The 25794-nt window shown below is 46.1% G+C and carries 22 protein-coding genes and 2 pseudogenes; 14 read left to right on the top strand and 10 right to left on the bottom strand.

Annotation, left to right across the window (positions count from 1 at the left end):
- Positions 1–95 precede the first annotated feature (95 nt).
- From cdaA to VK70_RS29030, 6 genes are all read left to right on the top strand, one after another.
- Positions 96–929 (top strand): diadenylate cyclase CdaA, encoded by an 834-nt coding sequence (gene cdaA, locus VK70_RS19555; protein WP_025695674.1) that lies wholly within the window; start codon positions 96–98, stop codon positions 927–929.
- Positions 922–2346, top strand: a complete 1425-nt coding sequence (locus tag VK70_RS19550; RefSeq protein WP_025695673.1) for a CdaR family protein — start codon at positions 922–924, stop codon at positions 2344–2346. Before cdaA ends, VK70_RS19550 begins: the two co-directional genes overlap by 8 nt.
- A 91-nt stretch (positions 2347–2437) precedes the next feature.
- A complete protein-coding gene (gene glmM / locus VK70_RS19545; protein WP_025695672.1) occupies positions 2438–3778 on the top strand; it encodes a phosphoglucosamine mutase in 1341 nt (446 codons plus the stop codon).
- Positions 3779–4456: 678 nt separating this feature from the next.
- Positions 4457–6289, top strand: coding sequence for a glutamine--fructose-6-phosphate transaminase (isomerizing) (glmS, locus tag VK70_RS19535; protein ID WP_025695670.1), 1833 nt, complete (start codon positions 4457–4459; stop codon positions 6287–6289).
- A gap of 226 nt (positions 6290–6515) precedes the next feature.
- Positions 6516–6647 carry a helix-turn-helix domain-containing protein gene (locus VK70_RS27400; RefSeq protein WP_081754850.1) on the top strand — a complete coding sequence of 44 codons (132 nt, stop codon included), beginning with the start codon at positions 6516–6518 and terminating at the stop codon, positions 6645–6647.
- Positions 6648–7447: 800 nt separating this feature from the next.
- Complete coding sequence (locus tag VK70_RS29030; protein ID WP_233277714.1) at positions 7448–7576, top strand: DUF6254 family protein; 129 nt, start codon at positions 7448–7450, stop codon at positions 7574–7576.
- A 247-nt stretch (positions 7577–7823) separates the two neighbouring features.
- Here the strand turns inward: VK70_RS29030 and VK70_RS28005 are convergent.
- Positions 7824–8587, bottom strand: a pseudogene (locus VK70_RS28005) (IS5 family transposase).
- A 317-nt stretch (positions 8588–8904) separates the two neighbouring features.
- The gene (locus VK70_RS19515; protein WP_025700637.1) at positions 8905–10062 is read right to left on the bottom strand and encodes an epoxide hydrolase family protein; all 1158 of its coding nucleotides are present in this window, start codon (positions 10060–10062) and stop codon (positions 8905–8907) included.
- Between the two features lie 110 nt (positions 10063–10172).
- Here VK70_RS19515 and VK70_RS19510 point away from each other — a divergent pair, with 110 nt between their 5' ends.
- Positions 10173–11027, top strand: a complete 855-nt coding sequence (locus VK70_RS19510; protein WP_025700639.1) for an AraC family transcriptional regulator — start codon at positions 10173–10175, stop codon at positions 11025–11027.
- Between the two features lie 288 nt (positions 11028–11315).
- Here the strand turns inward: VK70_RS19510 and VK70_RS19505 are convergent.
- Positions 11316–12253: pseudogene (locus VK70_RS19505) on the bottom strand (solute symporter family protein); the annotation flags it as partial.
- 165 nt (positions 12254–12418) lie between these two features.
- On the opposite strand from VK70_RS19505, the gene VK70_RS19500 reads away from it, so the two are divergent.
- Together VK70_RS19500 and VK70_RS19495 are read left to right on the top strand one after the other, a co-directional pair.
- On the top strand, positions 12419–13024 hold the full coding sequence (locus VK70_RS19500) for a TetR/AcrR family transcriptional regulator (RefSeq protein WP_025700641.1): 606 nt from the start codon (positions 12419–12421) through the stop codon (positions 13022–13024).
- Between the two features lie 165 nt (positions 13025–13189).
- The gene (locus VK70_RS19495; protein WP_025700642.1) at positions 13190–13630 is read left to right on the top strand and encodes a DMT family transporter; all 441 of its coding nucleotides are present in this window, start codon (positions 13190–13192) and stop codon (positions 13628–13630) included.
- Between the two features lie 176 nt (positions 13631–13806).
- Here VK70_RS19495 and VK70_RS19490 read toward each other — a convergent pair whose 3' ends face one another.
- Positions 13807–14661, bottom strand: coding sequence for a helix-turn-helix transcriptional regulator (locus tag VK70_RS19490; RefSeq protein WP_025700643.1), 855 nt, complete (start codon positions 14659–14661; stop codon positions 13807–13809).
- Between the two features lie 215 nt (positions 14662–14876).
- Between VK70_RS19490 and VK70_RS19485 the strand changes: the two genes are divergently transcribed.
- Positions 14877–15896 carry an aldo/keto reductase gene (locus tag VK70_RS19485; protein WP_025700644.1) on the top strand — a complete coding sequence of 340 codons (1020 nt, stop codon included), beginning with the start codon at positions 14877–14879 and terminating at the stop codon, positions 15894–15896.
- Positions 15897–16183: 287 nt separating this feature from the next.
- Here VK70_RS19485 and VK70_RS19480 read toward each other — a convergent pair whose 3' ends face one another.
- Together VK70_RS19480 and VK70_RS19475 are read right to left on the bottom strand one after the other, a co-directional pair.
- A complete protein-coding gene (locus VK70_RS19480) occupies positions 16184–16639 on the bottom strand; it encodes an AraC family transcriptional regulator (RefSeq protein WP_025700646.1) in 456 nt (151 codons plus the stop codon).
- A gap of 100 nt (positions 16640–16739) precedes the next feature.
- On the bottom strand, positions 16740–17576 hold the full coding sequence (locus tag VK70_RS19475; protein ID WP_025700649.1) for a MerR family transcriptional regulator: 837 nt from the start codon (positions 17574–17576) through the stop codon (positions 16740–16742).
- Positions 17577–17753: 177 nt separating this feature from the next.
- Between VK70_RS19475 and VK70_RS19470 the strand changes: the two genes are divergently transcribed.
- A complete protein-coding gene (locus VK70_RS19470) occupies positions 17754–18722 on the top strand; it encodes an NAD(P)H-dependent flavin oxidoreductase (protein ID WP_025700651.1) in 969 nt (322 codons plus the stop codon).
- 191 nt (positions 18723–18913) lie between these two features.
- Positions 18914–19663, top strand: coding sequence for an arginase family protein (locus VK70_RS19465; RefSeq protein ID WP_233277713.1), 750 nt, complete (start codon positions 18914–18916; stop codon positions 19661–19663).
- 301 nt (positions 19664–19964) lie between these two features.
- Here VK70_RS19465 and VK70_RS19460 read toward each other — a convergent pair whose 3' ends face one another.
- Entirely contained in the window at positions 19965–20495 is a 531-nt protein-coding gene (locus VK70_RS19460) for a DinB family protein (RefSeq protein ID WP_025699382.1), read from the bottom strand.
- A gap of 364 nt (positions 20496–20859) precedes the next feature.
- On the opposite strand from VK70_RS19460, the gene VK70_RS19455 reads away from it, so the two are divergent.
- The gene (locus tag VK70_RS19455; RefSeq protein ID WP_036642600.1) at positions 20860–21303 is read left to right on the top strand and encodes a MarR family winged helix-turn-helix transcriptional regulator; all 444 of its coding nucleotides are present in this window, start codon (positions 20860–20862) and stop codon (positions 21301–21303) included.
- The gene (locus VK70_RS19450) at positions 21304–22341 is read left to right on the top strand and encodes a threonine aldolase family protein (protein WP_025699387.1); all 1038 of its coding nucleotides are present in this window, start codon (positions 21304–21306) and stop codon (positions 22339–22341) included.
- 16 nt (positions 22342–22357) lie between these two features.
- Here the strand turns inward: VK70_RS19450 and VK70_RS19445 are convergent, their stop codons facing one another.
- The 3 genes from VK70_RS19445 to VK70_RS19435 all read right to left on the bottom strand — a co-directional run bounded on the left by VK70_RS19445 (position 22358) and on the right by VK70_RS19435 (position 25693).
- Positions 22358–23542: a pyridoxal phosphate-dependent aminotransferase gene (locus VK70_RS19445; protein WP_025699389.1), complete on the bottom strand. Its 1185-nt coding sequence runs from the start codon at positions 23540–23542 to the stop codon at positions 22358–22360.
- Between the two features lie 23 nt (positions 23543–23565).
- Positions 23566–24465: a radical SAM protein gene (locus VK70_RS19440; protein ID WP_025699391.1), complete on the bottom strand. Its 900-nt coding sequence runs from the start codon at positions 24463–24465 to the stop codon at positions 23566–23568.
- Between the two features lie 223 nt (positions 24466–24688).
- Complete coding sequence (locus VK70_RS19435) at positions 24689–25693, bottom strand: oxidoreductase (protein ID WP_025699393.1); 1005 nt, start codon at positions 25691–25693, stop codon at positions 24689–24691.
- Positions 25694–25794 lie beyond the last annotated feature (101 nt).

Raw genomic sequence — 25794 nt, 5'->3', positions numbered from 1 at the left:
ACATGGGCGTGAACGTTATAACCTAGATGTATTACAGAATTAACAGATAATTTACATAAACCCAGCTAATATGAACTGACGGGGGTTTTATTGCAATGAGTTATTTTACGGACCTTACCTGGAAAGATTCTATTAAAGATATTATCGATATACTGATCGTCAGTTATATTATATATAAAGTGCTCAACATGGTTCGCGGCACCCGTGCGATTCAGCTCCTGAAAGGGATTCTGGTACTCATTGTCATCTGGGCGTTCAGCACGCTGTTTGATCTGTATACGCTGAAATGGCTGATGAATCAAATGTTCACCTTCGGTGTGCTGGCTGTATTTATTATCTTTCAGCCGGAGCTGCGGCGCGGTCTGGAACAGCTGGGAAGGGGAAAGTTCTTTGGCCGGGCGGCGGAGAACGATGAGGAAGTGAGCAAATTAATCGGCGAAGTGATTAAAGCCGTAAATTATTTAGCACGCAGAAGAATTGGGGCATTAATTGTTTTCGAGCGGGCAACGGGCCTTAATGAATATAAAGAATCCGGAATTCAGATGAACTCCATCGTAAGTTCCGAGCTGCTGATCAATATTTTTATACCCAACACACCGCTGCATGACGGCGCGCTTATTATGCAGAGCAATCAGATTGCGGCGGCCGCCTGTTACCTGCCCTTGTCCGAGAATCCGTTTATCAGCAAAGAGCTCGGAACCCGGCACCGTGCGGGCATTGGAATTACCGAAGTGACGGACGCGGTGTCCGTCATCGTCTCGGAGGAGACAGGCCAGATTTCACTAGCGATCAACGGCCAGGTGGTTAGGGACATTAAAGAAGAGTCGCTGATTTCCAAGCTTTACGAAGAGCTGCGAACCCATTCGGCTCTCTCGGATAAGCGCAACGTCTTCTGGAAATGGAAGGGGGGCGGCGGGACGAATGGATAAATGGATGAACAACAACAATTTCAACAAGATTCTTGCTCTTGCCTTTAGCATCATTCTGTGGGCGATGGTCCATATTGACAGTGCCCCTACCGCTCAGTCGACCGCCCGTCTGGAATCGAAGATCATCGAGAACATCCCTATTCAGATGACGGGGCAGGATAATGATAAATATGAATATTCCATGGACGCGGATAGCGTGCGGATGGAAGTCATGGGGAAAAGAAGCGATATCACCTATATGTTCTCCGACGCTTATAAAGTAACGATCGATTTGAGCAAAGCGGAGCCGGGAACGAGTGAAATACCGCTGAAATACTCGCTCCCTCGCGGGGTGGAGCTGATTTCAATTACCCCTAAGGAAGTTCATGTCCATATTGAACAGCGGGTCACAAAATCATTTCCTGTAACGGTTGTCGCCAAAGGGACGCCTGCGCAAGGCTATCAGCTCGGAACACCGGTGGCAGAGCCCGGGGCGGTCAAGGTTACGCTTGCTGCGGGCGAGATGGCCCGTATGGCGAAGGTTCAGGGAACGATTGAACTGAATGGCGAGAATGAGACCGTGACGGAAAAAAGGATGAAGCTTGCGGCCTACGACGCAAACGGCAAAGAGATTAAAGATGCGGTGATTGAGCCTGCATCTGTGTCTGTAGAAATTCCGGTCACGCTTCCCTACAAAAGCGTACCACTGAAAATCGGATATACCGGCAACCTGCCGGATTCGCTTGTGCTGTCAAAGGTAACGCCGGAGGTGGACAAGGTTGTAATCTATGGGCAGGAAGCTGCGCTGGCGTCTGTGGCTTCATATGAAGCCACAATTGATCTTAGTTCCATTGGCGCCGGAACGTCAACGCTCAAGCTGGATCTGAAGCCTCCGGACGGCATCCAGGATATCGCTCCGAAATCCGTCAATGTCACGGTTGTGGCATCTGAAATGGCGGAACGGACGTTACAGAATATTCCCATAACGCTGGAGGGAGTACGAAGCGGACTATCGGCTTCGGTTACAAGTCCTGCGGAGAGAACTATTTCCCTTACGCTGTCCGGGGCACGCTCACTGTTGAACCAGTTGAATAAGGACGATATTAAAGCGGTCGCGGATTTAAGCGGTCTTAGCGCGGGGAACCACGTGGTGCCGTTGCAAGTATCGCTTCCGAGCTTTATTGAGCTGAGCAATAATTCAAGGACGACAGTGACCGTTCAACTGTACAATCCAGCTTCCTCGGCTTCTCCATCAGCCACTCCGGTCATCGGGCCTACAGCTACACCGGAACCGAGTACGGAGCCTGTATCCGGCGGCGGAAGCGTGGATGAACCGGCTGCGAGCGCCGATAATGGGGTCTCGGAGGAACCGACACCGACTGCTTCGCCGGATGGCGGCGATAGTCCAAGCGGAGTTAGCGAGCCGCCAGCGCAGTAAAGCCCTGATTTAGTGTGCTAGAACACAGAGAAACCCGAAATCATATAGTATGAATATTAAGCTGCAGCAGCATAGCAAAAGGAGAAAAGAAATGGGAAAGTATTTTGGAACTGACGGTGTGCGCGGAGTCGCCAATCGTGAATTGACAGCAGAGATGGCCTACAGCATTGGCCGCTGCGGAGGATATGTGCTTACCGCCAACGTGGAGAAGCCTAAGGTGGTTATCGGAATGGATACGCGGATCTCGGGTCCGCTGCTCGAGTCGGCGCTCGTAGCCGGTATGCTGTCAATCGGTGCGGAGGTTATCCGCCTTGGCGTTGTGACGACGCCTGCCGTTGCCTATATTACGCGCCTCTTGAAGGCTGATGCGGGCGTTATGATTTCCGCTTCTCATAATCCGGTGGAGGATAACGGAATTAAGTTCTTCGGCGGCGATGGCTTTAAACTGTCGGATGAGACGGAGCTGCGCATCGAAGAATTGATGGACGCCGAGACCGATGAGCTCCCGCGGCCTGTAGGCTCGGGTCTCGGAACAGTGAGAGAGGATTTGGAGTCCAAATATGTTTATTTAGATTACTTAAAGACGACTGTTTCGCACAGCTTCAAGGGGCTTAAGGTTGTGCTGGACTGCGCGCACGGCGCGGCATACGAACTGGCTCCGAAGCTGTTCCGGGAGCTTGGCGCCGAAGTGATTGCGATCGGTGCGGAACCGGACGGTCTGAATATTAATGACGGCTTCGGCTCCACGCATCCCCAGAAATTGCGCGAGGAAATGCTGCGTCTAGGCGCGGATTTGGGACTTGCCTTTGATGGCGATGCCGACCGCCTGATCGCTATTGACGACCGGGGCGAAGAAGTAGACGGCGACTATATTCTGTGCATTTGCGGCGACGCGATGAACCGTGCGGGCAAGCTGAAGGATGGAACGATCGTTTCGACGGTGATGAGCAACATCGGCTTTTACAAGGCTGCTGAGAAGCTGTCCCTCAAGACGGCGAAGACGGCGGTGGGTGACCGCTACGTTATGGAAGAAATGCGCCGCGGCGGCTACAATCTGGGCGGCGAGCAGTCGGGCCATGTTATTTTTCTCGACTATAATACTACCGGCGACGGTATTTTGACTGCCATTCAGTTGGTGGATACATTGGTGGCTTCGGGCAAAAAGCTCAGCGAGTTGAAGTCAATGATGACTAAATACCCTCAGGTTCTTGTCAATGTGCGCGTGCAGGATAAGAGAAATTATCCGAATAATTCCGCCATTGAAGCGGCGATCATGGAGATCGAAGACAAGCTGGGCAGTAACGGCCGAGTGCTTGTTCGTCCGTCTGGAACCGAGCCGCTGATTCGTGTGATGGCGGAAGGCCCGGTCAAGGAAGATCTGGATCTGTTTGTGGGACAGATCGTGGAAGTTGTGCAGCGAGAGCTGGTATAATACCGGCCTATGAACGGGTGAATTGAGGCAGCGTTTGATTAGAGATTTTTGCCAACAACGACTTTGTATAATTAAATTCGCCTTTGCGGCATACATTGTGCAGAGGCGGATTTTTCTGTAAATTTCATCGGAATCTTCATTATGGCTGATTGGTTAATTCATTTGCAAAAGTGCATTAGCCTGCATATAATAGACTATATTCATTATTCAAGAAGGAAAGCGGGGGTCGTGAGGTTACGCATTATAAGCGCCAGAGCTTGAACCTGCGTGGGGGAGAAGGAACAGTTATTTACGCCTATATAGGCCAGAGCTGATCCCGATCACGGCAAACTCAAGCTGACGAGGTGGAGGTGTTCGAAATGTTCGGCGGGGACCTCCCGGTGAAGCGCCAGAGCCGTAAACAGAAACGGAAATCGAACAGGGCAACCGTTCAGACAACGTCTTTGTGGGCGCAACTCAAAAAGAACTTATTCATGGGTGTGCATCTAATAAGGAACGGAACAAATCTGCTCGTGGCAGAGGAAAAGACTGTGCATTTCCTGAAATAAGTCAATGTGACAGGTTATTTTGTTGAGAATCGGACAACAGAATATTTGCTTTTTCTCAAGCATGCCGCACAAGCACGTTTCTTTCCTCATGCCGCCTAAATTATAATCCAATGGACGGAGGAAATTATTTATGTGTGGTATCGTGGGATATATCGGCAATCAGAATTCTCAGGGAATCTTGGTCGAGGGCTTGAAAAAGCTGGAGTACCGGGGGTATGATTCAGCAGGCATTGCTGTGTTCACCAAAGACGGTCTGCAAATCGTGAAGGCACTTGGCCGTTTGGCAAACCTGGAGTCTAAACTGGAGGATTCTCCGCTTGTCGGCAGCGCCGGCATCGGTCATACTCGTTGGGCGACGCACGGCAAGCCGTCGGATGCCAATTCCCATCCGCATACGGATGAGAGCCATAAATTCTCGGTCGTTCATAACGGCATTGTCGAGAATTATCTGGAACTGAAAGAGGAACTGATGGCCGGAGGATGCCAGTTTTCTTCCGAAACCGACACTGAGGTCATTTCACACCTCATCGCGCGCGAGTATGAAGGCGATATCGTCAAAGCTGTGCAAAAAGCGATCAAATTCATGCGCGGCGCGTTTGCGCTGGGAGTTCTGACCGAATACGAACCGGATAAACTGGTTGCTGTACGTCAGGCAAGCCCGCTCATTATCGGTCTTGGCGAAGGAGAGAACTTTATCGGGTCCGATATTCCGGCTCTGCTAGAATACACCCGTAACGTATATATTTTGAACGACGGCGAAATGGCCGTACTTACAAGAGATGCTGTCGAATTGATGACCATCGAGGGGAATTTTATTTCTCGGGAAATGATTACTGTCGATTGGGATGCCGTAACCGCGGAAAAAGGCGGATTTGAGCATTTCATGCTGAAAGAAATTTATGAACAGCCGAAGGCTTACCGCGATACAATGCTCGGCCGTATGAGCCCCGAAGGAACCAAGGTGATTCTGCCGGAGCTGAAGCTTACAAATGAGCAAATCAAGAACATCAAGAACATTCAGATCGTAGCCTGCGGCACCGCGTATAACGCCGGACTCGTCGGACGAAATCTGATCGAATCACTGGTCCGCATTCCGGTTGAGAATGATATCGCATCGGAATACCGTTATCGTTCCCCGATCGTATCGCCGGAGACGCTGGTTATCGTAGTCAGCCAATCGGGTGAAACGGCGGATACGCTGGCAGCCCTGCGCGAAGGTCACGCTAATGGCGCTCATGTGCTTGCGATAACGAACGTAGTCGGCAGCTCCATTGCCCGCGAAGCGGATGATGTGCTCGTAACCCTGGCGGGACCGGAAATCGCTGTAGCTTCAACTAAAGCGTACACTTCACAGATTATCGCCTTCGGCTTGTTAGCTCTGTACCTGGCTGAAGTGCGCGGTACGCAGTCCGAAGCGGAAATAGCGCACATTTTGGCGGCTATGCAGTCATTGCCGGAGCAGGTGGAAGCCATCCTGGAGAAGAAAGACGCCATCAAAGCATATGCCGAGCAAATCGCGAAGCATGATCACTTGTTCTACCTTGGCCGCGGTGTGGACTACGCAGTTGCCCAGGAAGGCTCGCTCAAGCTTAAAGAGATCTCTTACATTCATTCCGAAGCCTATGCGGCAGGTGAATTAAAGCACGGAACGCTGGCATTGATCGAGGAAGGCGTTCCGGTTATCGCTGTGGCGACCCAGGAATCCGTTCTGGAGAAGACCGTCAGCAATATCAAGGAAGTGAAAGCCCGCGGCGCTGACGTGCTGGCGATCACGCATGAAGAGCATGTCACCGACCTACTAAAATCCGTCGACCAGGCCTTTGCCATTCCGAAGACCTTGCCGATGCTGACTCCGGCCCTGTCCGTGGTCGTCCTCCAATTGCTGGCTTACTACGCCTCCCTGGCCCTCGGCCATGATGTCGATAAGCCAAGAAACCTGGCGAAGAGTGTGACGGTGGAGTAAGGGAAAGGGATTAATTACAGTTGTTGAATTCGTTAAATATACTTTGTAACTGGAAAATAAATAATGTAACTAATAAATAAAGCTTGTAACTGAGCTTTAAAGTGTGTAACTGTCTGGTGATAAAAAAGTGTGGAACCAGTAAAAAAAGTCTGGAACCAAAATGCAGACATCATGAGCTGTCCTGAATTTGCAGGACGGCTCATTTTTTTATAATGGGGTGAAATTGATGGAAACCATTGGAGATAAGGTGAAAGCAGTTCGCTTAAAATACAATTTAAACCAAATTGCTTTTGCAGAAAAAATAGGGATTTCTCAAGGTAGGCTTAGTGAAATTGAGCAGGAAAGGCCAAACCATTAGCTGAAACGCTTAAAGAATTAAGAAATTTGACCTAAATTGGTTATTTGACGAAGATAATTAATCTCACTTATTAAAAGTCACTTTGTTGGATCGGTTTTATTTTAACCGTGTTGGAGAAAATTGAGAGTTGTTGGTCATGCTATCTTCCATTTATTGAGGTAATATAGGAGTTTTTAAAACACTAATGGAAATATAGATTTTACTAATTGTGGATCTGGAACGATCCTATTGATTCATTACAATAAAGATTTGTTCTATAACTAAAACTACAATTTTGATAACATGGGCCGTCCTGCATTATGGACGGCTTTATTTTTTGAATGAAGTAAAAACAAATTCAGCTATAAGATTGATGACGCTCCAGAAGATGACACCCAATGATTATCAATTTTGAAATCCAAAGTTCTGCTTTCTCACACATACGAATAACGAGTAGAATTTCAGAGTAGATAATTATTATCCAGATTGAATGCAAGGTGAGTCTACGAAAACAAAATGAATGATCCGAGAAGCCTGATGATGTACCCAAAACAGAGTGTTTGGAATCGGGCGAACCTTCCTAGCTGGGAGCCTCTTGGCGAAATGCTTGGGGGGATAGACGGTATGGGGAGGAAAGGGAGCGGAAAAAAGGACAGTGATATCACACAGCCATACCAAAACCCCATGTCTTATACAAAGAAATAATTGTGATAATCTATCCATTTCTGTTCACACGAATTAATTATATGAATGAACGGAGCCCAGGAATGACAACATAAGGAAGTAGTATACATCTCAGTTTCCAGAGGAGGATATCTTTTATGGCTCACCAGAAGAGAAGGAACGAAGCTGCCTGGAAGTCACGAAAGCAAGAACAGCATCCCCATGGTAAAATCAAATCGCTCAAGGAATTGTCCAGCGAATATGAAGAGAAGCATACTACTTTATAAGGAAGAGAAAGACTGTCGGAGAAATTTGCCGGCAGTCCTTCTTGTTTAAATCAGTCGTTACAGGAATGGAATTCCCGTACAACAAAAACTAAATAATATGTTGGGCTAATTAATATCATCGTGATTAATGTGAGTCATTAATGTAAGAAAGTTTTGTTGTCATGATACGGCAGTGCAAGATATTATTCAAAGAAAATAAAGTAGTAGACTGAAAAATATAGTTGTAGACTAGGGCCTGTACGCAAACCTATTTGAGCCATAAACGAATGGAAAGCAACGTCAAAAAAGCGATGAACATATTCGCTGTTTTTTCATAGCGGGTCGCCAGTCTTCGATAGTTTTTCACTTTGTTGAAAAAGCATTCGATTAAGTGTCGCTCTTTATACGCTTCAGAATCTAACGGACGCTTTACCCGCCGATTGCGTTTGCTTGGGATCACCGGAGTGATCGCTCGGCTTTGCAAAAGCTCCAGAATGGCGTTCGTATCGTAGGCGCGATCAGCCAACACTTCGCCCGGGCAGAAGTCCAATTCATGAAGAAGTCGATAGCCGGTGACCGAATCGTGGTCTTGTCCTGGCGTCAATTCGAAACGCAGCGGATAGCCGAGCGCGTCCACCATCGCATGAATTTTAGTGGTTAATCCTCCGCTCGAACGCCCGATGGCCTGCCGGTCCTGCCCCCTTTTGCGCCCGCTCCATGTTGATGGACGCGGACGATGGTGGCATCGACCATCACTTGCTCCCAATCCGGTTCGATGGCGACATGCTTCAATATTTCATCCCAAAGGTTTGCTTTCTGCAATCGCCAGAAAAAACTGTAGGCGGAAGACCAAGGGCCATAATAACCCGGTAAATCTCGCCATGGCGCTCCCGTTCGAGCTACCCAGAGCACCGCATTGAGCATCTGGCGCCGATCCTTAGGCGGACGTCCTCCTTGTTTTTTTCGGGCCGGGGGCAACAGGGGTTCAAGTATATTCCATTCTTCATCCGTTAACTCGTATCTTCGTCTCATGTTCCTTATTTTACTAGATTTCTACGAGTTGTACAGTTTGCGTACAGGCCCTAGGAAAACTCTTAGGCTCCCTAATTAAACTGGAGTCCTCCCACCCAATAATTTAAACTGGAGACAAGGGAGAGATGACGAGAATGGGAAAGAGGCTGAAAGAGGAAGCGTTTCCTCATATTGCGGCTAAACCATTAGAGGAAGGAATTGCTGCAACCATACGCGAAATTCAGCGTTCAAAATAAACGCAATGTAAATCAAGTAGGGCTGCTCCTCAGAAATGCGTGGGATGCAGCAGCCCCGCCGTTAAATAGAAAGACGTGTTATTAGTTGTTTTCCGCCCTGAAGGGCCTGCAAAACCCGCGAATGTCATCGGCCATCCGCTCAGGCTCTTCCATCGCCGTGAAATGGCCGCCGGAAGGCATTTCCGTCCAGCGAGTCACATTCAGATTGCGCATGATCCATGACTTAGGCGGAAGCGCGATATCTGCAGGGAAAATGGCGATGCCGGCAGGGACCTCTATTCGTCCTAGCGGCGGCAGCGTATGGGAATTCTCATAATAGATGCGCGTGGACGATCCAATCGTGTTCGTCACCCAATAGATCATAATCGCAGTCAGCAGATCATCCTCGCTAAACTTCTGTAGAAGGTTATCCTTACAGTCGCTCCATGCGCGAAATTTCTCGAGAATCCAGCCGGCCAAGCCTGCAGGAGAATCTGAAAGTCCATAAGCAAGCGTCTGAGGCTTCGTCGACTGAAGCGACATATAGCCTCCCTCCTGCGCAATCCATCTGGAAGCACTGATTTTATACTGCCGTTCTTCTTCCGTAAGCGCATCCTCATTATGAGCAGACAAGAGATCTCTAATAATGCCAACATCCGTTAAATGGATGCCGTATAGAAGCTCTGGATGATTGGCAGCCAGATAGCGGGTAACCCCCGAGCCAACATCCCCGCCTGCAGCGACAAAGCGGCTGTAGCCTAATACGGATGTCATGAGCTTTGCCCACATTTCGGAAACGGTCAAATTGTTGAAGCCAGGCTGGGTTGGACGGCCGGAGAAGCCAAAGCCCGGAAGCGAAGGGACAATGACATCAAATGCGTCCTCCGGACGACCGCCGTAACTCGCCGGATCCGTCAGCAGTGGAATGATTTTGTGATAACGAAGATAACTATCTGGCCATCCATGGGTAAGAATAATAGGGATAGGGTTTGGCCCTTTGCCGCGCTCATGGACGAAATGCACGTCAATGCCGTCAATCGTGCAGCGATACTGGGAAAAGCGGTTCAACTCGGCTTCCTGCGCGCGCCAATCGTACTGATCTCTCCAATAGGAGACAAGTGATTGCAATTCATATAAATCTGTTCCTAGCTCCCATTCTGAGCCTTCTAATTGATCAGGCCAGCGGACGCGATGGAGCCGTTCTTTCAGATCGTCAAGAATATTATCGGAGACATGAATGCGAAAGCGTTCAACTGTCATGAGGCAATCCCCCTTCTTAGCTGGTTCACAACGATATTATATCCTTGAGGTGTGTATGTTACACTGGTATATGTGCAGCAATTAACTATACTATTTGATAGGTGATGAAGATGCCGCAATGGGATCGGCACAAGAAGCGTATCGTGAATATCGAATTTGTTGCAGTGGAGGAGCTTAAGCTTCTACCCTATCCCGAACGGTCTACACTGGTGTTTATTACATCCGGCAGCTTGAAGGGGATGTTGAACCAGAGGCCCATAACCATTAGCGCTCCTGGCATCCTTTGTCTGACCGAGGATGATCAGATGCAGGTAATGGAAAAGAATGATGTATCCGCCCAGTCCTTTAGCTTTCATGCCGAGTTTCTGAACACGATCAGGCTGACCGAAACTGAGGCGCATTTTCCTGCAGCTCCCAGAATACAAACTGGTCTATCGCTGTTTGAGCGCGGATATACGCATCATGGCGTGCCTCGCATAAGCGAAAAAGCGTATCCGTTATTATTTGAATGGTTCTTTATTATGGGCACCGAGGTGCAGGCGCAAAGCGACGACCTCTGGGTATGCCGGATCAAAAAGTACCTCATTCAAATTATGGGGCTGCTGGAGGAGCTGAATCAAAGCCGGGAGCACTCGCCCGTAGAGGCGGTACTGGATTATATTCACACGAACTACGCGAGAAAAATTTCGCTGGAGGATTTGACGGTCTGTGCCCATTTGAACCGTATGACGCTGAATAAGCTGTTTCAGGATAGGTGCGGGAAAACAGCGATTAGTTATTTGCAATCGCATCGCTTGAAGGTTGCAAGCGAGTTGCTGACGCATACGGATATGAGTCTGAGTGACATTGCGCAGGCGACTGGATTTGAGTATGACACCTATTTGATCAAACAGTTTAACGCCAAAAAAGGAATGTCCCCGACCATGTACCGGAGGTTATCCCGTCAATTCGCTGTCATTCAATAAATCTGGCTGCCCTGCGACTAATATTAGAGCGCTTAAGCTCTTACGTTCAGGACTACGGCCTTGGTAATCTAAAGCTGTCTGATCCCAGCGAGGGCGGCTGTTCTGGGCATTAATCGCCTAATTCCTTCTCCTTGATCCCAAGGGACAAATATGTTGAACTTATCGAATACATCCTTGCGGCGCTGCTAGAGAGCATCATACTGGAGCCGGCTAATTAGAGTTACTATGGAATCAGCTGAAAGCGACGGCAGAAACAAAAGCGAAGAATAGATCTCCTCCAAGAATTTACGCAAGTAACGGTGCTGCCATATTTCCTGCGGCATTAGCGGTTAATATATTGTCGTAACCAACAAAGGTAGTTGCGCCAAATCCTAAAAATATCGTTAAGACAAAGAATAATCCAATCAGCCAGGTTGCATAAATGATCGACTTCCTCGCCGTTGCTGCATCTCTTACTGTTAAAAATCGAATCAGGATGTGAGGGAGGCCGGCTGTGCCTAATACAAGAGCGAGACTCAAAGATAAGGTATCGAGCCCATTTTTGTATTTCACACCGGGATTTAAGAATTTTTCTCCGAGAGAGGTAGCGGTTTTCATATATTCAAACATTTTAATGATACTAAATCGAATTTGGCAAATACCATCAAGGATAGGACTATTGTTGTCCCTAACAGGAGTACGGCTTTTATGATTTGAACCCAACTAGTGGCTGTCATTCCGCCGAATAAGACATACACAGTCATTAAAATACCTACAAGGATGACGGAGGTAGTATAGTCCAAACCCAAGAGCATTTTAAAAAGAGCTCCAGCTCCAACCAACTGAGCGATCATGTAAAAAATAGAGATGGTAATGGCGTTAAGAGCAACAATGCCGCGAATTTTTGTACTCTTAAATCGGGAGGCAATCATGTCGGCTACAGTATATTTCCCTAAATTGCGGAAAGGTTCCGCAACGAAATAGATGACGACAAGAAATCCGACCAAAAACCCTATTGGGTAGAAAAAACCGTCGAAACCATTTAAAGAAATCATGCCTGTAACTCCCAGGAAAGCGCCTGCGGACATATAATCTCCAGCAATAGCAAAGCCGTTCTGCCAACCTGTTAGCCCGCCCCCGGCTGTATAGAACTCACTCGTTGTTTTATTTTTCTTGGACGCGATATAGGTAATCACCAAAGTAACTGCAACAATTAGAGAAAAAAGCAATAAAACAGTCATATTCATGGACAGATTGTGGGCGAGCCGAAATTCACCGAACTCCGTACCTGCTGGATAATGCAAGTTTGACCGGGCAATATAAATTGGGTATCATATTAATGATTTGTTATAGATTATGCGGACAAAACCATTAAACTCTGATGGGAATAATAAATTGAGGAGTACGATGTGATGGGACGTGTTGCGGAACAACGAAAAAACCAGATATTGAGGGCAACTCTTAACGCTATTGCGGATAAGGGATATGATGCCGTTACTTTACAGGATATTGCCGATTATGCTGATGTAAGCAAAGGAGTAACCAATTATTACTTTGAAAATAAGGATGATGTGTTCTATCACCTTTTTGAGTGGCTGACGGAGAAAATTTATCAAAATGAACATGAAGCTATTGAAAAAGAAACTTCAGCTGTCAATAAATTGAAAGCCTACGTAAACGACGCCTTTACCAGTCCAAAAGCGAATAAACGATTTTTTAGAGTTTATCTTGATTTCCTTTCAAGGGCGAGCCGAAATACCCGCTTACGTGAGATTAACCTAAAATTTTATGAAAACTGCTGGTCTCTAGGTAGAGAGATCGTATTATTAGGCAACCAAGAGGGCGTTTTTTCGGTGGTTGATGTAGATCAGGCTGCCGCTGCCATACGTGCAATGATTGACGGTTCGTTAATACAGTGGTTAATGAGAGATGATGAAAGCATTGAATTGCATCAATTTTATCGTGATACCTGTTATCAAACCATACTAGGTTATCTAACCAATCGAATTAGCGATTGATTAGGGTTCAGCTGCAAGAAAGCATAGTAATCAGAAAGAAAGAGGGAGTTGAGCGGAATAATAAACCTGCCCAACTCCTTTTTATGATAATATGACATATTGACCAGTCAGAATAATTATTGTTTAATTAAGCATGATACATAAATTTTTTTAAAGGAGATTTGTATGGCTATTATATTAATGATATTTGCAGTATTGGCAGGCATGGCTCTCCCCACCCAATTTAGTGTTAATGCGCAATTGAGAACCGTAGTAGGCTCACCTATTATAGCTTCTGCCATTTCATTTACGGTTGGAGCTGCGGCTTTAATAATCGTATCGTTATTTGGAAAAGGAATTTCTATTAAGAAAGAATGGTTTGAAGCACCTTGGTGGATGTGGACAGGGGGATTATTAGGCGCTTCCTATGTGTTAGCAACTACTATACTTATGCCTAGAATAGGCGCGGCTGCCACAGTTGGATATATTTTGGCAGGGCAAGTAGTAGCCTCCATTGTAATTGATCACTTTGGTTTAATTGGTGCAAATGCGCATACATTAAACATTCCCCGATTATTTGGAGCGCTTTTGGTTATTGGAGGGGTCATCATAGTTCAAAAATTTTGAATTATGATGACTAGCTTGTAGCGTAAGTGGCATGATTCTGAGAGTTAAGAAGAGCTTCCTTAGCAGGTTGATGATAGGCTTCCAGTCAACATTTGCCTTAAGCGTTGGCCAATCCCTCCCACAGGGGGAGAACGTCCATCTTGATTCACATCGTTATTTACGATTGAACACCGCAATTATCGGATACTTTGTACAAACTCGCGCGGGGTGACGCCAACAAAGCGCTTGAAATGGCGGTGCAAATGGCTCTGATCGTTGAAACCGAGCATGGCCGCTACTTCAGTCACGGCCTGCCCTTCGCTCAGCAGCTTCTGCGCTTTGCGAATTCTTTCTTGAATGACATATTGGTGAGGGGGGAGTCCTGTAGCTTCTTTGAAGAGACGAACCAGATGAGACGAGCTGACATGCGCCGCAGCCGCAATATCGTCCAAGGAGATGTCCTGCTCGAGAAACGCATGAATGAATTGCAAGGCGCCATCCAACTGCTTCCGCGCCATCCGCCGCGGTAAAGCGGACTTCCGTCCGGAAGCCATGCCATAACGATGAAGCAAATGAACGGACAGCATCCGGATGAGCGAATCGGCATAGAGTCTGCCGCCCGGCCCGCCGTTCCTCAAATCTTCGGACAGCCACTGCGCTACCTGCCAAACACGGTCGTCGTTCAACCGTATATGTCTGCCGAAATCGATGGCGCTACCGCCGCCGAGAGGGAGTTCCAGCTCAGCCGCGACTTTATCGGTTAACGCCGGCGACAAATCCAGGCGCAGAAAGGAAAGAGCACCTTCCCACCTGCAGAACGACGTATCCCCCGCAGAGAATAGATTGATGTCGCCCGGTATCGCTATCCCTTCTCCGCTATATCCGTCCGCCCGCTCGAACACCCGTACCGGCTCGGGAGTCGTATGGATCACAATCAGGTGGTCGGACAAAGCCGGTTCGTATGCTGCTTGCGGTGAAACGCCTTCCCAGCCTGAGAATTTTAACTCGGACCAACCCAGGGCGTCGCTGGTCACTACAGGTGAATCAGGCACGGAGCTTAAGCCTCCCTTCATCTAAACAAAGTGCAAGTCGCTCATCGGCTGTTTTTATAAGTGTATCCCAATTTTTAGAGGTTGAGCAATATGCTGCACGTCCCGGAATGAGCATTTTATCCAATATCCTGATTTTTTTATTCAAGAAAAAAGGAGCTGCCATGCGATACACTTAGGTCAAGAAAACAAACAATCCGTCTTGGAGGCTGAGAAAAATGAAATATGTGCGATTGGGAAATTCCGGACTTATCGTATCGAAGCTGGCGTTCGGGGCAATGACATTCGGCTCAGGGAACATTCCGAGCGTGTATAAAGTAGGGCAAGATCAGGCGCAGGAGCTGGTGGACCGGGCACTCGCCGCCGGGATCAATTTCTTCGACACGGCGGACGCTTATGCGGACGGACAAAGCGAAGAAATGCTGGGAAGGCTGCTCGGCACGCGCCGGAAAGAAACGATCATCGCTACCAAAGCCGGCAATCGTGTCGGTCCCGGTCTTTTGCAAACCGGGTTATCCCGTAAACACTTGTTCGACGCGTGCGAGGCGAGCTTAGCCCGGTTAAACACCGATTATATCGACTTGTACATCGTCCACAAAACCGATCCGTTTACCCCTCTCGAAGAAACGCTTGAGGCACTTAACGATCTGGTCCGGCAGGGCAAGGTTCGCTACATCGGCTATTCCAATTGGCCGGCATGGATGGCCGCTCAAGCCATTCAGATGCAGCGTGAACGCGGGTGGGCTACTTTTATTAACGGACAAATGTACTATTCTTTAGTCGGCCGTGATATTGAGCACGATACGATACCATTCATGAAAAACAACGGCGTCGGGCTGACGGTTTGGAGCCCCTTGGCCGGCGGTTTCTTAAGTGGCAAATATACCCGAGACAATCTGAACGATCCGAATAATCGGCTGAGCGGCTTCGATTTTCTCCCGCATGACAAGGAGTGGGGCTTTACAGTTCTGGATTCGATTCGAGATATTGCTCAGGAACATGACGTAACGCCGGCACAAGTTTCGCTCGCTTGGCTGCTTGCCCAACCTCAAGTCAGCAGCGTGCTAGTAGGCTCGAGCAAAATCCCCCAATTGGAAGATAATTTGCGCACCGTCGAGCTGAATTTGTCGGCGGAACAGCTCGCGGCACTGGATCAATTGACGCGCCCGACTCCGCTATATCCGAACTGGTTTACAACGATGACACTGGATGCCCGCATTGTGGAGGCGCTGAAATAAGCAAAATAACTTTATTTCATCCTCTGATGGTGCCGCGTCAGCGGCATGAGCGTCTAATACTTTATTTTCTCATGAGATTGTATTCAGTGACATTATAGTTAGTGAAGCGCACCTTAGATGGTCCCTGAGATGAAATATATTTCGGGACCACTTTACTATGTCAAAAACCACGACATGATTGCCATAGAAGACTTGTCTGTCCGTAACCAAGAATCTCATTTGTCTAAGCATCAGCGTAGGGAGGGGAGTGTTCAAATCAGGTTTTTTCTCGATACGTCCTCCAATGACTATAACGGTTTTACAGGAACACATATTTCGCAAAAATGATGGTTAATCATGTCACCCGCGTATCTTTCCATAATCGGTTTGTTGTCCATTTGATACCCGCTATTTTGTAAGGCTGGAAAAAATTCCGCCCATGCTTTTTGAATATCCTCCGCTGTATGTTTGACTTTGAAAACAACATATTTTCCCCCGGGAAGTTCACTTACGGGAATAGAATCATCCATCGGATAATCTTTTGAAATGACGATACATACATCATATCTACAGTGTTCAGGAAGTGTTATTTCAGGGTTATCTTGTGGAATGCCGAGAATTATTGCTGATTCAGTAAGCAGATTTTTCTCCGCCGCCCATTTTTTTAATTTTTCCATGGCTTGAGTATTAGCAGGACCATAGGGACCAACTTGCCGCACATAGGCGATGCGATAATTTGGAAGAGTTTCGACTTTAATATTCATGGTTTCTTGTTCCTTTCTCTGTTCAGATTCAATACATTTCGAATGCTAACATGATATAAAAATATATTCATTCATTTTTTTTGAGCGCGTCTCAAACTATCTAAACTTTTATTTGTATTTGGAGTTCGGTAATAAAGTCTTCATCGTTTGCAGAAGCATAATTATTTGGAAGTGAAACTTCGTATACATTATTTTCGTTTGAAGAGCCTAATAAATCGTAGGCTTTTTTTAATTTGCAAAAATGATCGTAATATTCTGTTTTAGACCACTTAAAGGCGATGCACATATACGTACCTTCTGGAATCGAATCAACATAAACATCTAATGGTAAGGAAGTTAAATCCGTTTTAGAAGTAGAAGTATAAAGACTACTGTAATGTATCTTTTCTGTCGAATCATAATCTTTTAAAGGATAAACGCAGCCACATAAAGGAGCCATGGCAGTTCCTTCTTTTTCAAGTGCTATAGCGAGTCCTCTGAAATTTAAATTATGTTGATCAAGTGGAGTCACTATGTTTTTGCAATCTACTTTTAACACGGATCGTTCATCTATTTTGCGGGTATAGACGACACCAAGTTCCTGATCGAGTAGACGCGTTTGCTCTTGGAGCTGGTTTTTGTGGTGAGCAAGCAGCTTTTTAGTATTCTTTAGTTTTTGGATTTGCTCGTCTATAATGAGCTCCTGTTTATCCAAGAACTCACACATGGACTCAGGCGGCAGTTTTATTATGCGGCGGATTTCTTCAAGAGACACACCAATGTGCTTTAAGTACTTAATTATGTCTAGGTCACAAATTTGCTTCACACTATAATAACGATACCGGTTATCAGGATTAACATATTCTGGTTTAAAAATGTCGACTTTATCATAAAAACGAAGAGTTTGAATGGATACATTATTAAACTTTGCCATCTCACTTATAGATAAATATGTCACGCTCTTACTCCTTTTAAGTAAATTTATCGTCTTGACTATATAGTAACTATAGAGTTTATTATTGCATTTGAAAGTATGAAGCACAACCAGTAGCACGCATTCTATTAAGCGGTCCTGCTGAATATTGAATGTAAAAATTCTACAATCCATTTGAAACAGATAAGAAGGGTGAATGTTATGGAAAACAACAACAGGATCACAAGTATACTTGGTATAAAATATCCGATTGTGCAAGCAGCAATGTCTTGGATTACAGACGCAAAAATGGTCGCAGCCGTATCCAATGCAGGAGGAATGGGTGTTTTAGGTCCCCATGGCGGTTACAATGTGGCTCCATCTGGTGGTCCAACTGAAGTTGGTGAAAGGCTTCGTAATGAGATCCGCAAAATAAAAGAATTGACCGATAAACCTTTTGCTGTAAACCTATATATGCCAAAAGAAGACTCGAATATATATTCAAAGACCACTTTCGAGGTGGCCCTTGAAGAAGACGTTAAATATTTTGTCGCTGTTGGTGAAGTCAATAAAACGATGATTGAAGAAATCAAGAACCATAACGGTATTTTACTTTTTCGTGAATTGACTCCTACTGTCGAAGGTGCAAAAATGGCGGAGGGGTATGGTGCAGATATCATTATTGCGACCGGCTATGATGAAGGTGGATGGATCCCTCAGAATCGAATCGGCACGTTCTCCATCGTTCCAACGATCGTAGATGCCGTAAATATCCCGGTTTTAGCTACAGGCGGCATTAATGATATCCGCGGCGTGAGAGCAGCTTTTGCTCTTGGAGCTGAAGGAGTTTATGTAGGAACGCGTTTCATTGTATCCGAAGAATGCCCGGCTGCAGATGCCACGAAACAAGATATTATTCATTCTAAAGCTGCAGATCTGCTTCTAGTGTCGTCTCTGCAACGGTCCACGCCACATAAACTTGCTCGTGAATTAGAGGCCATGTATAGAAATGGTGAGCCATCCCACAAAATTGAAAAGAAAATAGGCGAGCAAGGTGGTCTTCTTCCCGGGATGCTGCTAGGAAAACTTGATGAGGGAATCATTTCGGTGAACACAGCGATAGACCTAATTACTGAAGTAAAGAGCTGTAAAGAAATCATCCATGAATTGATGGCTGATTTTATAAAGTAAAAATTCACTCATAGTATGGAAAGGGTCTTACTTATGGTCGGAATTCACAATAAACAAACGTTGCGTTTGCTTTTTCCCCAGTGGCAAGGAGGCAACAATCCTCCATACGTGCTGGGGGCTCAGCTGTTAAACTGGCTTGCTCCAAGTCAGATGGTCCTTTTGAAGAAGTACCGGTGGATCTAAATCCCAACTTGGAAAAAGAAGATGGAATAGTGGCCCGAAACACCTTACTGCAACAGGCTCGTTCTGCCAAAGGACTCATTCACAAACATAACCCTGAGCGTATTGTCGTTCTAGGAGGAGATTGCAGCGTGGAACTTGCTCCTTTTGCATATTTGAATGAAAAATATAATGGTGATACAGCGTTGTTATGGGTTGATGCGCACCCTGATGTCTCCATCCCCGAAGATTTTGAACACCATCACGCCCATGTCCTTGCCAATTTGCTGGGGGTAGGTGATCGGGAATTTGTTGCTGAGGTCCCTCGTTTTTTTAATCCTGAACAAGTGCTGTTTGTAGGATTGAATGATATGTTGGAACCTCTAAACTCCGAACCTTTGCGTCATATGAAATTAGCTCGTGTCGGTCCGGATGAAATTAAACAGGATAGCTCTAGGGTGCTCCAATGGTTGGAAGAGCGAAAACCTTCAAAAATTATGATTCATTTTGACCTGGATGTATTGGATATGAAAGAGTTCCGTTCCCTTTTGGTTGCTTATCCCGGAACGTATGAGGAATACAAGAAGAGGTTTCCCCAAGGTTCGAGTATGGAAACCATTATTCGAGTATTACAAGATGCAGCCAAATCATATGAAGTAGTCGGCTTAGGTATCACTGAACATTTCCCTTGGGACTCTTTATTCCTACAGAACATGCTGTCCCGCCTACCTCTGATTGGCGATATCCATAATAAAGAACGCCTCGCATTTAATAATCTTTAAAACTTTAGCGCAATTAGGAAATCATGAGGCTGCCGCGTGACGAACCGGCAGCCTTTCCTCGTCTATATAGGATGAACTTGCAAAAATAGCATCAGGGTAAGGAGTAACGAAGGGGAAGTTTGGAACTGTAGGAGCGATAGCGATCGCCTTTGTCACCGGATTTCATCCGCGAATAGCGGTTTTAATGAAGAAATCTGAGGACAACAGCGGCCGGAAGTCCAAACATTCCTCGTAGTTACGACTGATATCTGATGTAAAAAATTCAAGTTCAGCTTATATAGCGGACAGAATAGCTTGTCAATTAAACGTGGTCCTTGTACAACTGGAAGGACGGTTCGAACCATTTTCGCAGTAAAACCAGCTGTCCGGCATGAAAGGCAAGATGCTGCGCGCAATAATGCAGCACAAACGGGATGGTCAACCGGTCTTCTGTAAACAGCCGGTCTAGATCCGATTCGTTGAACTGGCTAAGTACGTCTATACTTTGGGCTTGAACGATACTCCATGCATGGAGGAGCTCCGCTACATCCTTCCCGCGTGTTGCGGACATTTCCAGGTCCCGGTCACGTTCCAAGGTGATGCCCCCCAGTTTGTTTCCGATCCATTGGTGCTCTGATCCGCATACATGCATCAAAATGTTTCCGATGGATAGGGTTGTGGGGGAGATACGTTTCCAAACATACTCAGCCGGCAAACCTTCAACGCTTTGGTACATCAATATCCGGCAATGGTCAAGATTGGAGACAAGGGGTTGAAGACAAGCAGGGATGGACGGGTTGATGCTCCATTTCCAGCCATCCTGGTTTTGGATCAGCGATTTGATATGAGTCATGCGGGACCCTCCCAAAATATGGTATGAATACCGAACCCAGTCTTACCAATGAATATTAATTTGTAAACCGATTTATGCCATTCGAACTAAATTTGTGTCGTCATGATTGAATCGATGGATGGAGTCGTTGTCGAGGGACAAGAACATACACAAATAAGTGCAGTAGTGACTCAACGGGCAGGTTAGTAGAACAAATCAGCTAAAAACCTGGAGCAGGCGCCACGGCGGCCTGCTCCAGGTCTGTTTTTAAGACTGTCTTGGAAATGATCAGCGGCTTCGCTAATTTTTTTAAAAAAGTTGACATAGTCCACTAAATAGATTAAATTATTTGTTGACATAGTCCACAAAAAGCGGGGAGCCTGCAATGAATCTGGATGATAATATCGTAGCTGATATACGGCAATTTAACCGGTTTTATACGAATATACTCGGCTTATTGGATAAGCACGTATTGAATACCGGATATTCTTTTACGGAGGCGCGGGTAATTTTAGAGATTGGTTTCCTGGAACAGTGTATCGCCAACCATTTAGTCGAAAAACTGGATATTGATCGCAGCTACATGAGCAGAATCCTAGCCAAGCTCAGTAAAGATGGCCTGATTATTAAGGAAAATTCGGCCTTGGACAGCAGAACGAGTCTGATTCGATTGACAGCCGAAGGGACCGCTCTTTTTAACCAGCTGAATGAAAAATCTGATGAACAAATCGTGAGATTGCTGCAACGTTTATCCCAAAAAGAAATTAAAGAATTACATACTTCGATGTTGACGATTCAGAAGAAATTAGAAAAGGCGGAGGGAATTTGAATGATACGATTTGAAAATGATTATACAGAAGGCGCCCATGAGCGTATTTTGAAACGGATCGTGGAAACCAATGAAGAGCAGACACCCGGGTATGGTACGGACGAACATTGTGAACAAGCCAGAGCCTATATCAGAAAAGCGTGCGGTGCCGAGAATGCGGATGTGCACTTTTTAGTTGGCGGAACGCAGACGAATACTACGATTATCGCTTCCATTTTACGTCCGCATCAAGGCGCGGTTGCTGCGATTACGGGGCATATTGCGGTTCATGAATCGGGAGCGATTGAAGCTACTGGCCATAAAGTGCTGACTTTGCCGAGCGATGATGGAAAAATTCAAGCCAAACAGGTAAGAGAATGTTATGAAGCCCACTGGAATGATGTCACTCATGAGCATATGGTGCAGCCTGGCTTGGTTTACATATCCCACCCTACTGAGAACGGAACGACTTACAGTAAATCCGAATTGGAAGAATTAAGCGAAGTCTGCCGGGAATGCGGGTTGCCATTGTTTATGGATGGCGCGAGGTTAGGCTATGGTCTGGCTTCAAACGACAGCGATTTATCCCTGGCGGATATTGCAAGGCTTTGTGATGTGTTCTACATCGGGGGAACGAAAATCGGTGCGTTGTTTGGGGAAGCAGCAGTGATCCTAAAGGATGAGCTGAAAAAAGATTTTCGGTATTTGATCAAGCAAAAGGGAGGATTACTGGCTAAGGGGAGATTACTCGGAATCCAGTTTGAAACCTTATTTGAAGATGGCTTATACTATGAAATTTCCAGTCATGCCGTAGAAATGGCGATGAGGATTCGAGAGGCATTTGTGGAAAAAGGCTTCTCATTACGATATGATTCCAAAACCAATCAACAGTTTCCCATTTTGCCGAATGAGGTGTTAATGAAATTGGGAGAAAAGTATTCTTTTTCCTTCTGGGAAAAAGCCGATGCTAATCACAGTGTTGTGAGATTCTGTACCAGTTGGGCTACAAAAAAAGAGAATGTTGAAATGCTAATTAAGGATATTAAGGAATTGGAATAGGGCCCCCTGGGGGCCGCTATTTGGCAGGAACTCTTCGCTCGCTTACCTTTTTCACGAATTTCTCGATTCGATCGAAGCCTTCATTAATATTTTCCACTGAGGTGGCATACGACAGTCTCACATAACCTTCGCCCATAGCTCCAAAGCAATCTCCAGGAGATACAACAACATGCTGATCCTTGAGAAGCTGGATTGCAAATTCGTCTGAGGTCAGGCCCGTTTCTTTGATATTCATGAATACGTAAAATGCGCCCTTGGGCATTAGGCAGGACAAGGTATCGATGCTGTTAATCCGGTCGACCATAATTCTTCTGCGCTGTTTATATTGCTCATTCATATATGTAAGAGCGTCTTGGGGTCCCGTCAGGGCTTCGATCGCTGCATATTGGGCCGGAGTGTTCACGCAGGATAACATAAATTCCTGGATTTTTTGCATTTGAGAGATGACAGGTTCCGGACCCAGACAGAATCCAACTCTCCACCCGGTCATAGCGTAGGATTTGGATACGGAATCAACGATTATGGTTCGTTCTTTCATGCCGGGAATGCGGGCGATATTGAAAAAAGCTTCATCATCATAGGTAAGATGCTTGTACACCTCGTCAAAAATCACATATAAATCATGTTCAACAGCTATCCGCGCGATCATTTCTATCGTTGCCTGGTCAGCCACGGCTCCCGTTGGATTGGATGGAGTATTCAATAGGATGGCTTTGGATTTTGAGGTTAGCGCTGCTCTTAAACCTTTCTCCGTAAAGTTGAACCCTTCTTCTTCGTACACCGGAACCGTTACCGGAACGGCATGATTCATTTCGATCATTCCATAGTAATTCGTGTAGCACGGATCACTTACAATGACCTCATCTCCGGGATTCGTAAGGACCAACAGGGACAGGTAAAGCCCTTGCATTCCCCCAACGGTAATCATTATTTCATCAAGCGGATTGTAACTGACTTTATCAAAATCTCTGAAATGTGCGCTTACCGCTTCACGCAGAGGAAGAATACCGGAATTGGGAGTGTAATGCGTATGCCCGAGATCCATCGCTTTTTTTGCAGCGTCTATAATATTCTGTGGAGTATCAAATTCAGGTTCACCTATGACAAAACTAATCACATTGTCCAAGCCTTGTGCCATATCGTACATTTTTCTGATTTTAGCCGGTTCGATGTTTGCGATCTTTGACGATAATTCTTTCATTAACTATCTCCTTCCGCCACCCTTTATCGAGGGATTGAAACCGCTCCTTCCACACCTTTTTTCAGGTGACCGTCTAAATATTCGACCCCGATGGAGTCCAAGCCTTCTTTTAGTGCCGCAATCAGTTCATCTTTCTTGTCTGGCAGCATACCGTGAACGGGGATTACATTGGAGGTATGGAGACCAAAGAAATACGTATGATTTAAGTCCAGTCCGCTTAACATTTCAATTTCCTCTTCAATATTTTGGCGCAAGGTATTTTCTATAAAAAGCCCTTCATTTACTTCTTCATCAAGCGGGCTGCCGGGATCCACGTGCAAAGTGGCAATAAAGATCAGCTTCGGTTTAACTTCATTTAGCAGTTTGCTGTTTGCTATTGCATTTTCACGTGTTTGCTCGCTGCCGGCTCCCCCGATGATAATATTAACACTGAAGTCTATTCCGGCATCGGTCAAACGCTGTAACTGCACTTTCGCATCATCCACGGTAAAGCCTTTGTTAAAATGCTCCACGACCTCCGGCATCCCGGATTCCAGGCCAATATTGAGGTCATTAATCTTTAAGGCTCTTAATTCTTTAAGCTCTTCATCTGTTTTATTTATGATGTTATTAACGGAGGCATACATCGCGATAGTCTCAACTTCGGGGAGGATTTCATTGATTTTAACAGCAATGGATTTCAGGCGGTCCGCACTTAGAGCAAAAGGGTCGGCATTGACTAAAAAAATACGGTTTACTCTAGGGTACATTAGTCTCGCTTCCCGCAAATCTTGTTCAATTTGTTCCATCGTTTCGACATGAAAAGGAACATCGCTATACATGGTGCAGAAGCTGCACTCATTATGGCTGCATCCCACAGTCACTTGTAATAGTAGGGAGTTTGCTTCAAAAGGCGGACGGTAAACGGGGCCGGTATATTTCATTTTCACTTCTCCTTTTTTGTACATAGAATTTATTTCTATAAGTTTACAGCGGCAAAAATATTTAAGGTAGTACGCACTTTAAAGTACGTATCGATAACAAGACGTCGAGGTCTGGAGGAGGGTCCCCCTTGGCTCCATAACGTACAACCAACCGATCCTATTAAGGGTCGGCTGGTTGTACGTCGTTATGGAGCTGCCGTTGCGGGCGAAGCGGAGTTAATTATTAAAATACACCGTCGTTAGCGTGCTCCTTAGGCAGTAACAAATGTTTCGCATAATCCGGTTCCTCCAAGATAGGGCGGCCGATGGCGATCATATCAGCTAATCGATCCTCGAGGATACGGTCTGCGAGACTGCGGGTGTAAATCTTTCCGACGGCAATGACCGGAATATTGAAATGTTGTTTGATCGCAGCCGCATGAGGCAGCTGATAGGCAGTATATACATCACTAGGTTGTATCGGGAGCAGCCCGCCTGTAGAGACATGGATAGCATCCAATTCGGACTCAAGCGGCTTTAACATTCGCGCCCAATCCTCAGGGGTTAGCCCCGCTTCGTTATAATCGGTGGCAGAAACGCGAACGATAACCGGATAATCCCTCCCCACTTCTTCTCTAATCGCCAGGAGCACGTCTTTCAAAATTCGTGCTCTGTTTTCGGGGGTGCGGCCATAGGCATCCGTTCGCTTGTTGGACAAAGGTGAAATAAATTGATGGATTAGAAAGCCGTGCGCCGCATGAATCTCGATTCCATCAAATCCAGCTTGTACGCTCCGTTTTGCCGCCAGACGGTATTCCTGGATGACGCTCTCAATGCCGGCAAGAGACAGCGATTCGGGGGTCCCGTAATGATCATCGAAAGCAATAGCACTCGGTGCGACCAACTGCTTCGTTACATCGGGTGAAGATTTCCTTCCGCCATGCGACAGCTGGACGAAGATAGGAGTATCCTGCGCATGAACGGCGTCCGTTATTTTCCGCAAGGACTCCACATGGTGATCGGTAAAAATGCCGATGTCGTTGTGAAACAGTCTGCCATTAGGGGAGACGGCGGTCGATTCCACCATTACCAAGGCTACATGCCTCGCCCTTCGGCTGTAAAATTGGACATGATGGTTCGTGGCAAAACCTTCGGGAGTACCCATGTACTGCTGCAACGGCGCCATGATGAGCCGGTTTTTTAATCTTAACCCGCCTATCGCTATAGGGTCGGTTAATCTCATTGTCATTTTCTCATACTCCTTTACCGTTTTGTTAATGACATTTTATTAAAGACAACGTATAATTTACATAAGATTATTAAGGAGTATTGGGTTGAAAATATTAATTA

Source organism: Paenibacillus durus ATCC 35681, from assembly GCF_000993825.1.
Lineage (GTDB): Bacteria > Bacillota > Bacilli > Paenibacillales > Paenibacillaceae > Paenibacillus_AQ > Paenibacillus_AQ durus_B.
Note: the sequence above shows the minus strand (reverse complement) of the source record. Positions and strands in the feature narration are given on the sequence as shown.

Excerpts from the sequence above, each read along its gene's own strand:
- VK70_RS19480 (WP_025700646.1), bottom strand. The coding sequence starts at position 16,639 with ATGAATATTAAAGTCGAAACTCTTCCAAATTATCGCATCGCCTATGTG.
- cdaA (WP_025695674.1), top strand. The coding sequence starts at position 96 with ATGAGTTATTTTACGGACCTTACCTGGAAAGATTCTATTAAAGATATT.
- VK70_RS19435 (WP_025699393.1), bottom strand. The coding sequence starts at position 25,693 with ATGACAATGAGATTAACCGACCCTATAGCGATAGGCGGGTTAAGATTA.
- VK70_RS29030 (WP_233277714.1), top strand. The coding sequence starts at position 7,448 with ATGGCTCACCAGAAGAGAAGGAACGAAGCTGCCTGGAAGTCACGAAAG.
- VK70_RS19455 (WP_036642600.1), top strand. The coding sequence starts at position 20,860 with ATGAATCTGGATGATAATATCGTAGCTGATATACGGCAATTTAACCGG.
- VK70_RS19500 (WP_025700641.1), top strand. The coding sequence starts at position 12,419 with ATGGGACGTGTTGCGGAACAACGAAAAAACCAGATATTGAGGGCAACT.
- VK70_RS19445 (WP_025699389.1), bottom strand. The coding sequence starts at position 23,542 with ATGAAAGAATTATCGTCAAAGATCGCAAACATCGAACCGGCTAAAATC.
- glmS (WP_025695670.1), top strand. The coding sequence starts at position 4,457 with ATGTGTGGTATCGTGGGATATATCGGCAATCAGAATTCTCAGGGAATC.
- VK70_RS19550 (WP_025695673.1), top strand. The coding sequence starts at position 922 with ATGGATAAATGGATGAACAACAACAATTTCAACAAGATTCTTGCTCTT.
- VK70_RS19510 (WP_025700639.1), top strand. The coding sequence starts at position 10,173 with ATGCCGCAATGGGATCGGCACAAGAAGCGTATCGTGAATATCGAATTT.
- VK70_RS19440 (WP_025699391.1), bottom strand. The coding sequence starts at position 24,465 with ATGAAATATACCGGCCCCGTTTACCGTCCGCCTTTTGAAGCAAACTCC.
- VK70_RS19515 (WP_025700637.1), bottom strand. The coding sequence starts at position 10,062 with ATGACAGTTGAACGCTTTCGCATTCATGTCTCCGATAATATTCTTGAC.
- VK70_RS19485 (WP_025700644.1), top strand. The coding sequence starts at position 14,877 with ATGAAATATGTGCGATTGGGAAATTCCGGACTTATCGTATCGAAGCTG.
- VK70_RS27400 (WP_081754850.1), top strand. The coding sequence starts at position 6,516 with ATGGAAACCATTGGAGATAAGGTGAAAGCAGTTCGCTTAAAATACAAT.
- VK70_RS19495 (WP_025700642.1), top strand. The coding sequence starts at position 13,190 with ATGGCTATTATATTAATGATATTTGCAGTATTGGCAGGCATGGCTCTC.
- VK70_RS19450 (WP_025699387.1), top strand. The coding sequence starts at position 21,304 with ATGATACGATTTGAAAATGATTATACAGAAGGCGCCCATGAGCGTATT.
- VK70_RS19460 (WP_025699382.1), bottom strand. The coding sequence starts at position 20,495 with ATGACTCATATCAAATCGCTGATCCAAAACCAGGATGGCTGGAAATGG.
- glmM (WP_025695672.1), top strand. The coding sequence starts at position 2,438 with ATGGGAAAGTATTTTGGAACTGACGGTGTGCGCGGAGTCGCCAATCGT.
- VK70_RS19470 (WP_025700651.1), top strand. The coding sequence starts at position 17,754 with ATGGAAAACAACAACAGGATCACAAGTATACTTGGTATAAAATATCCG.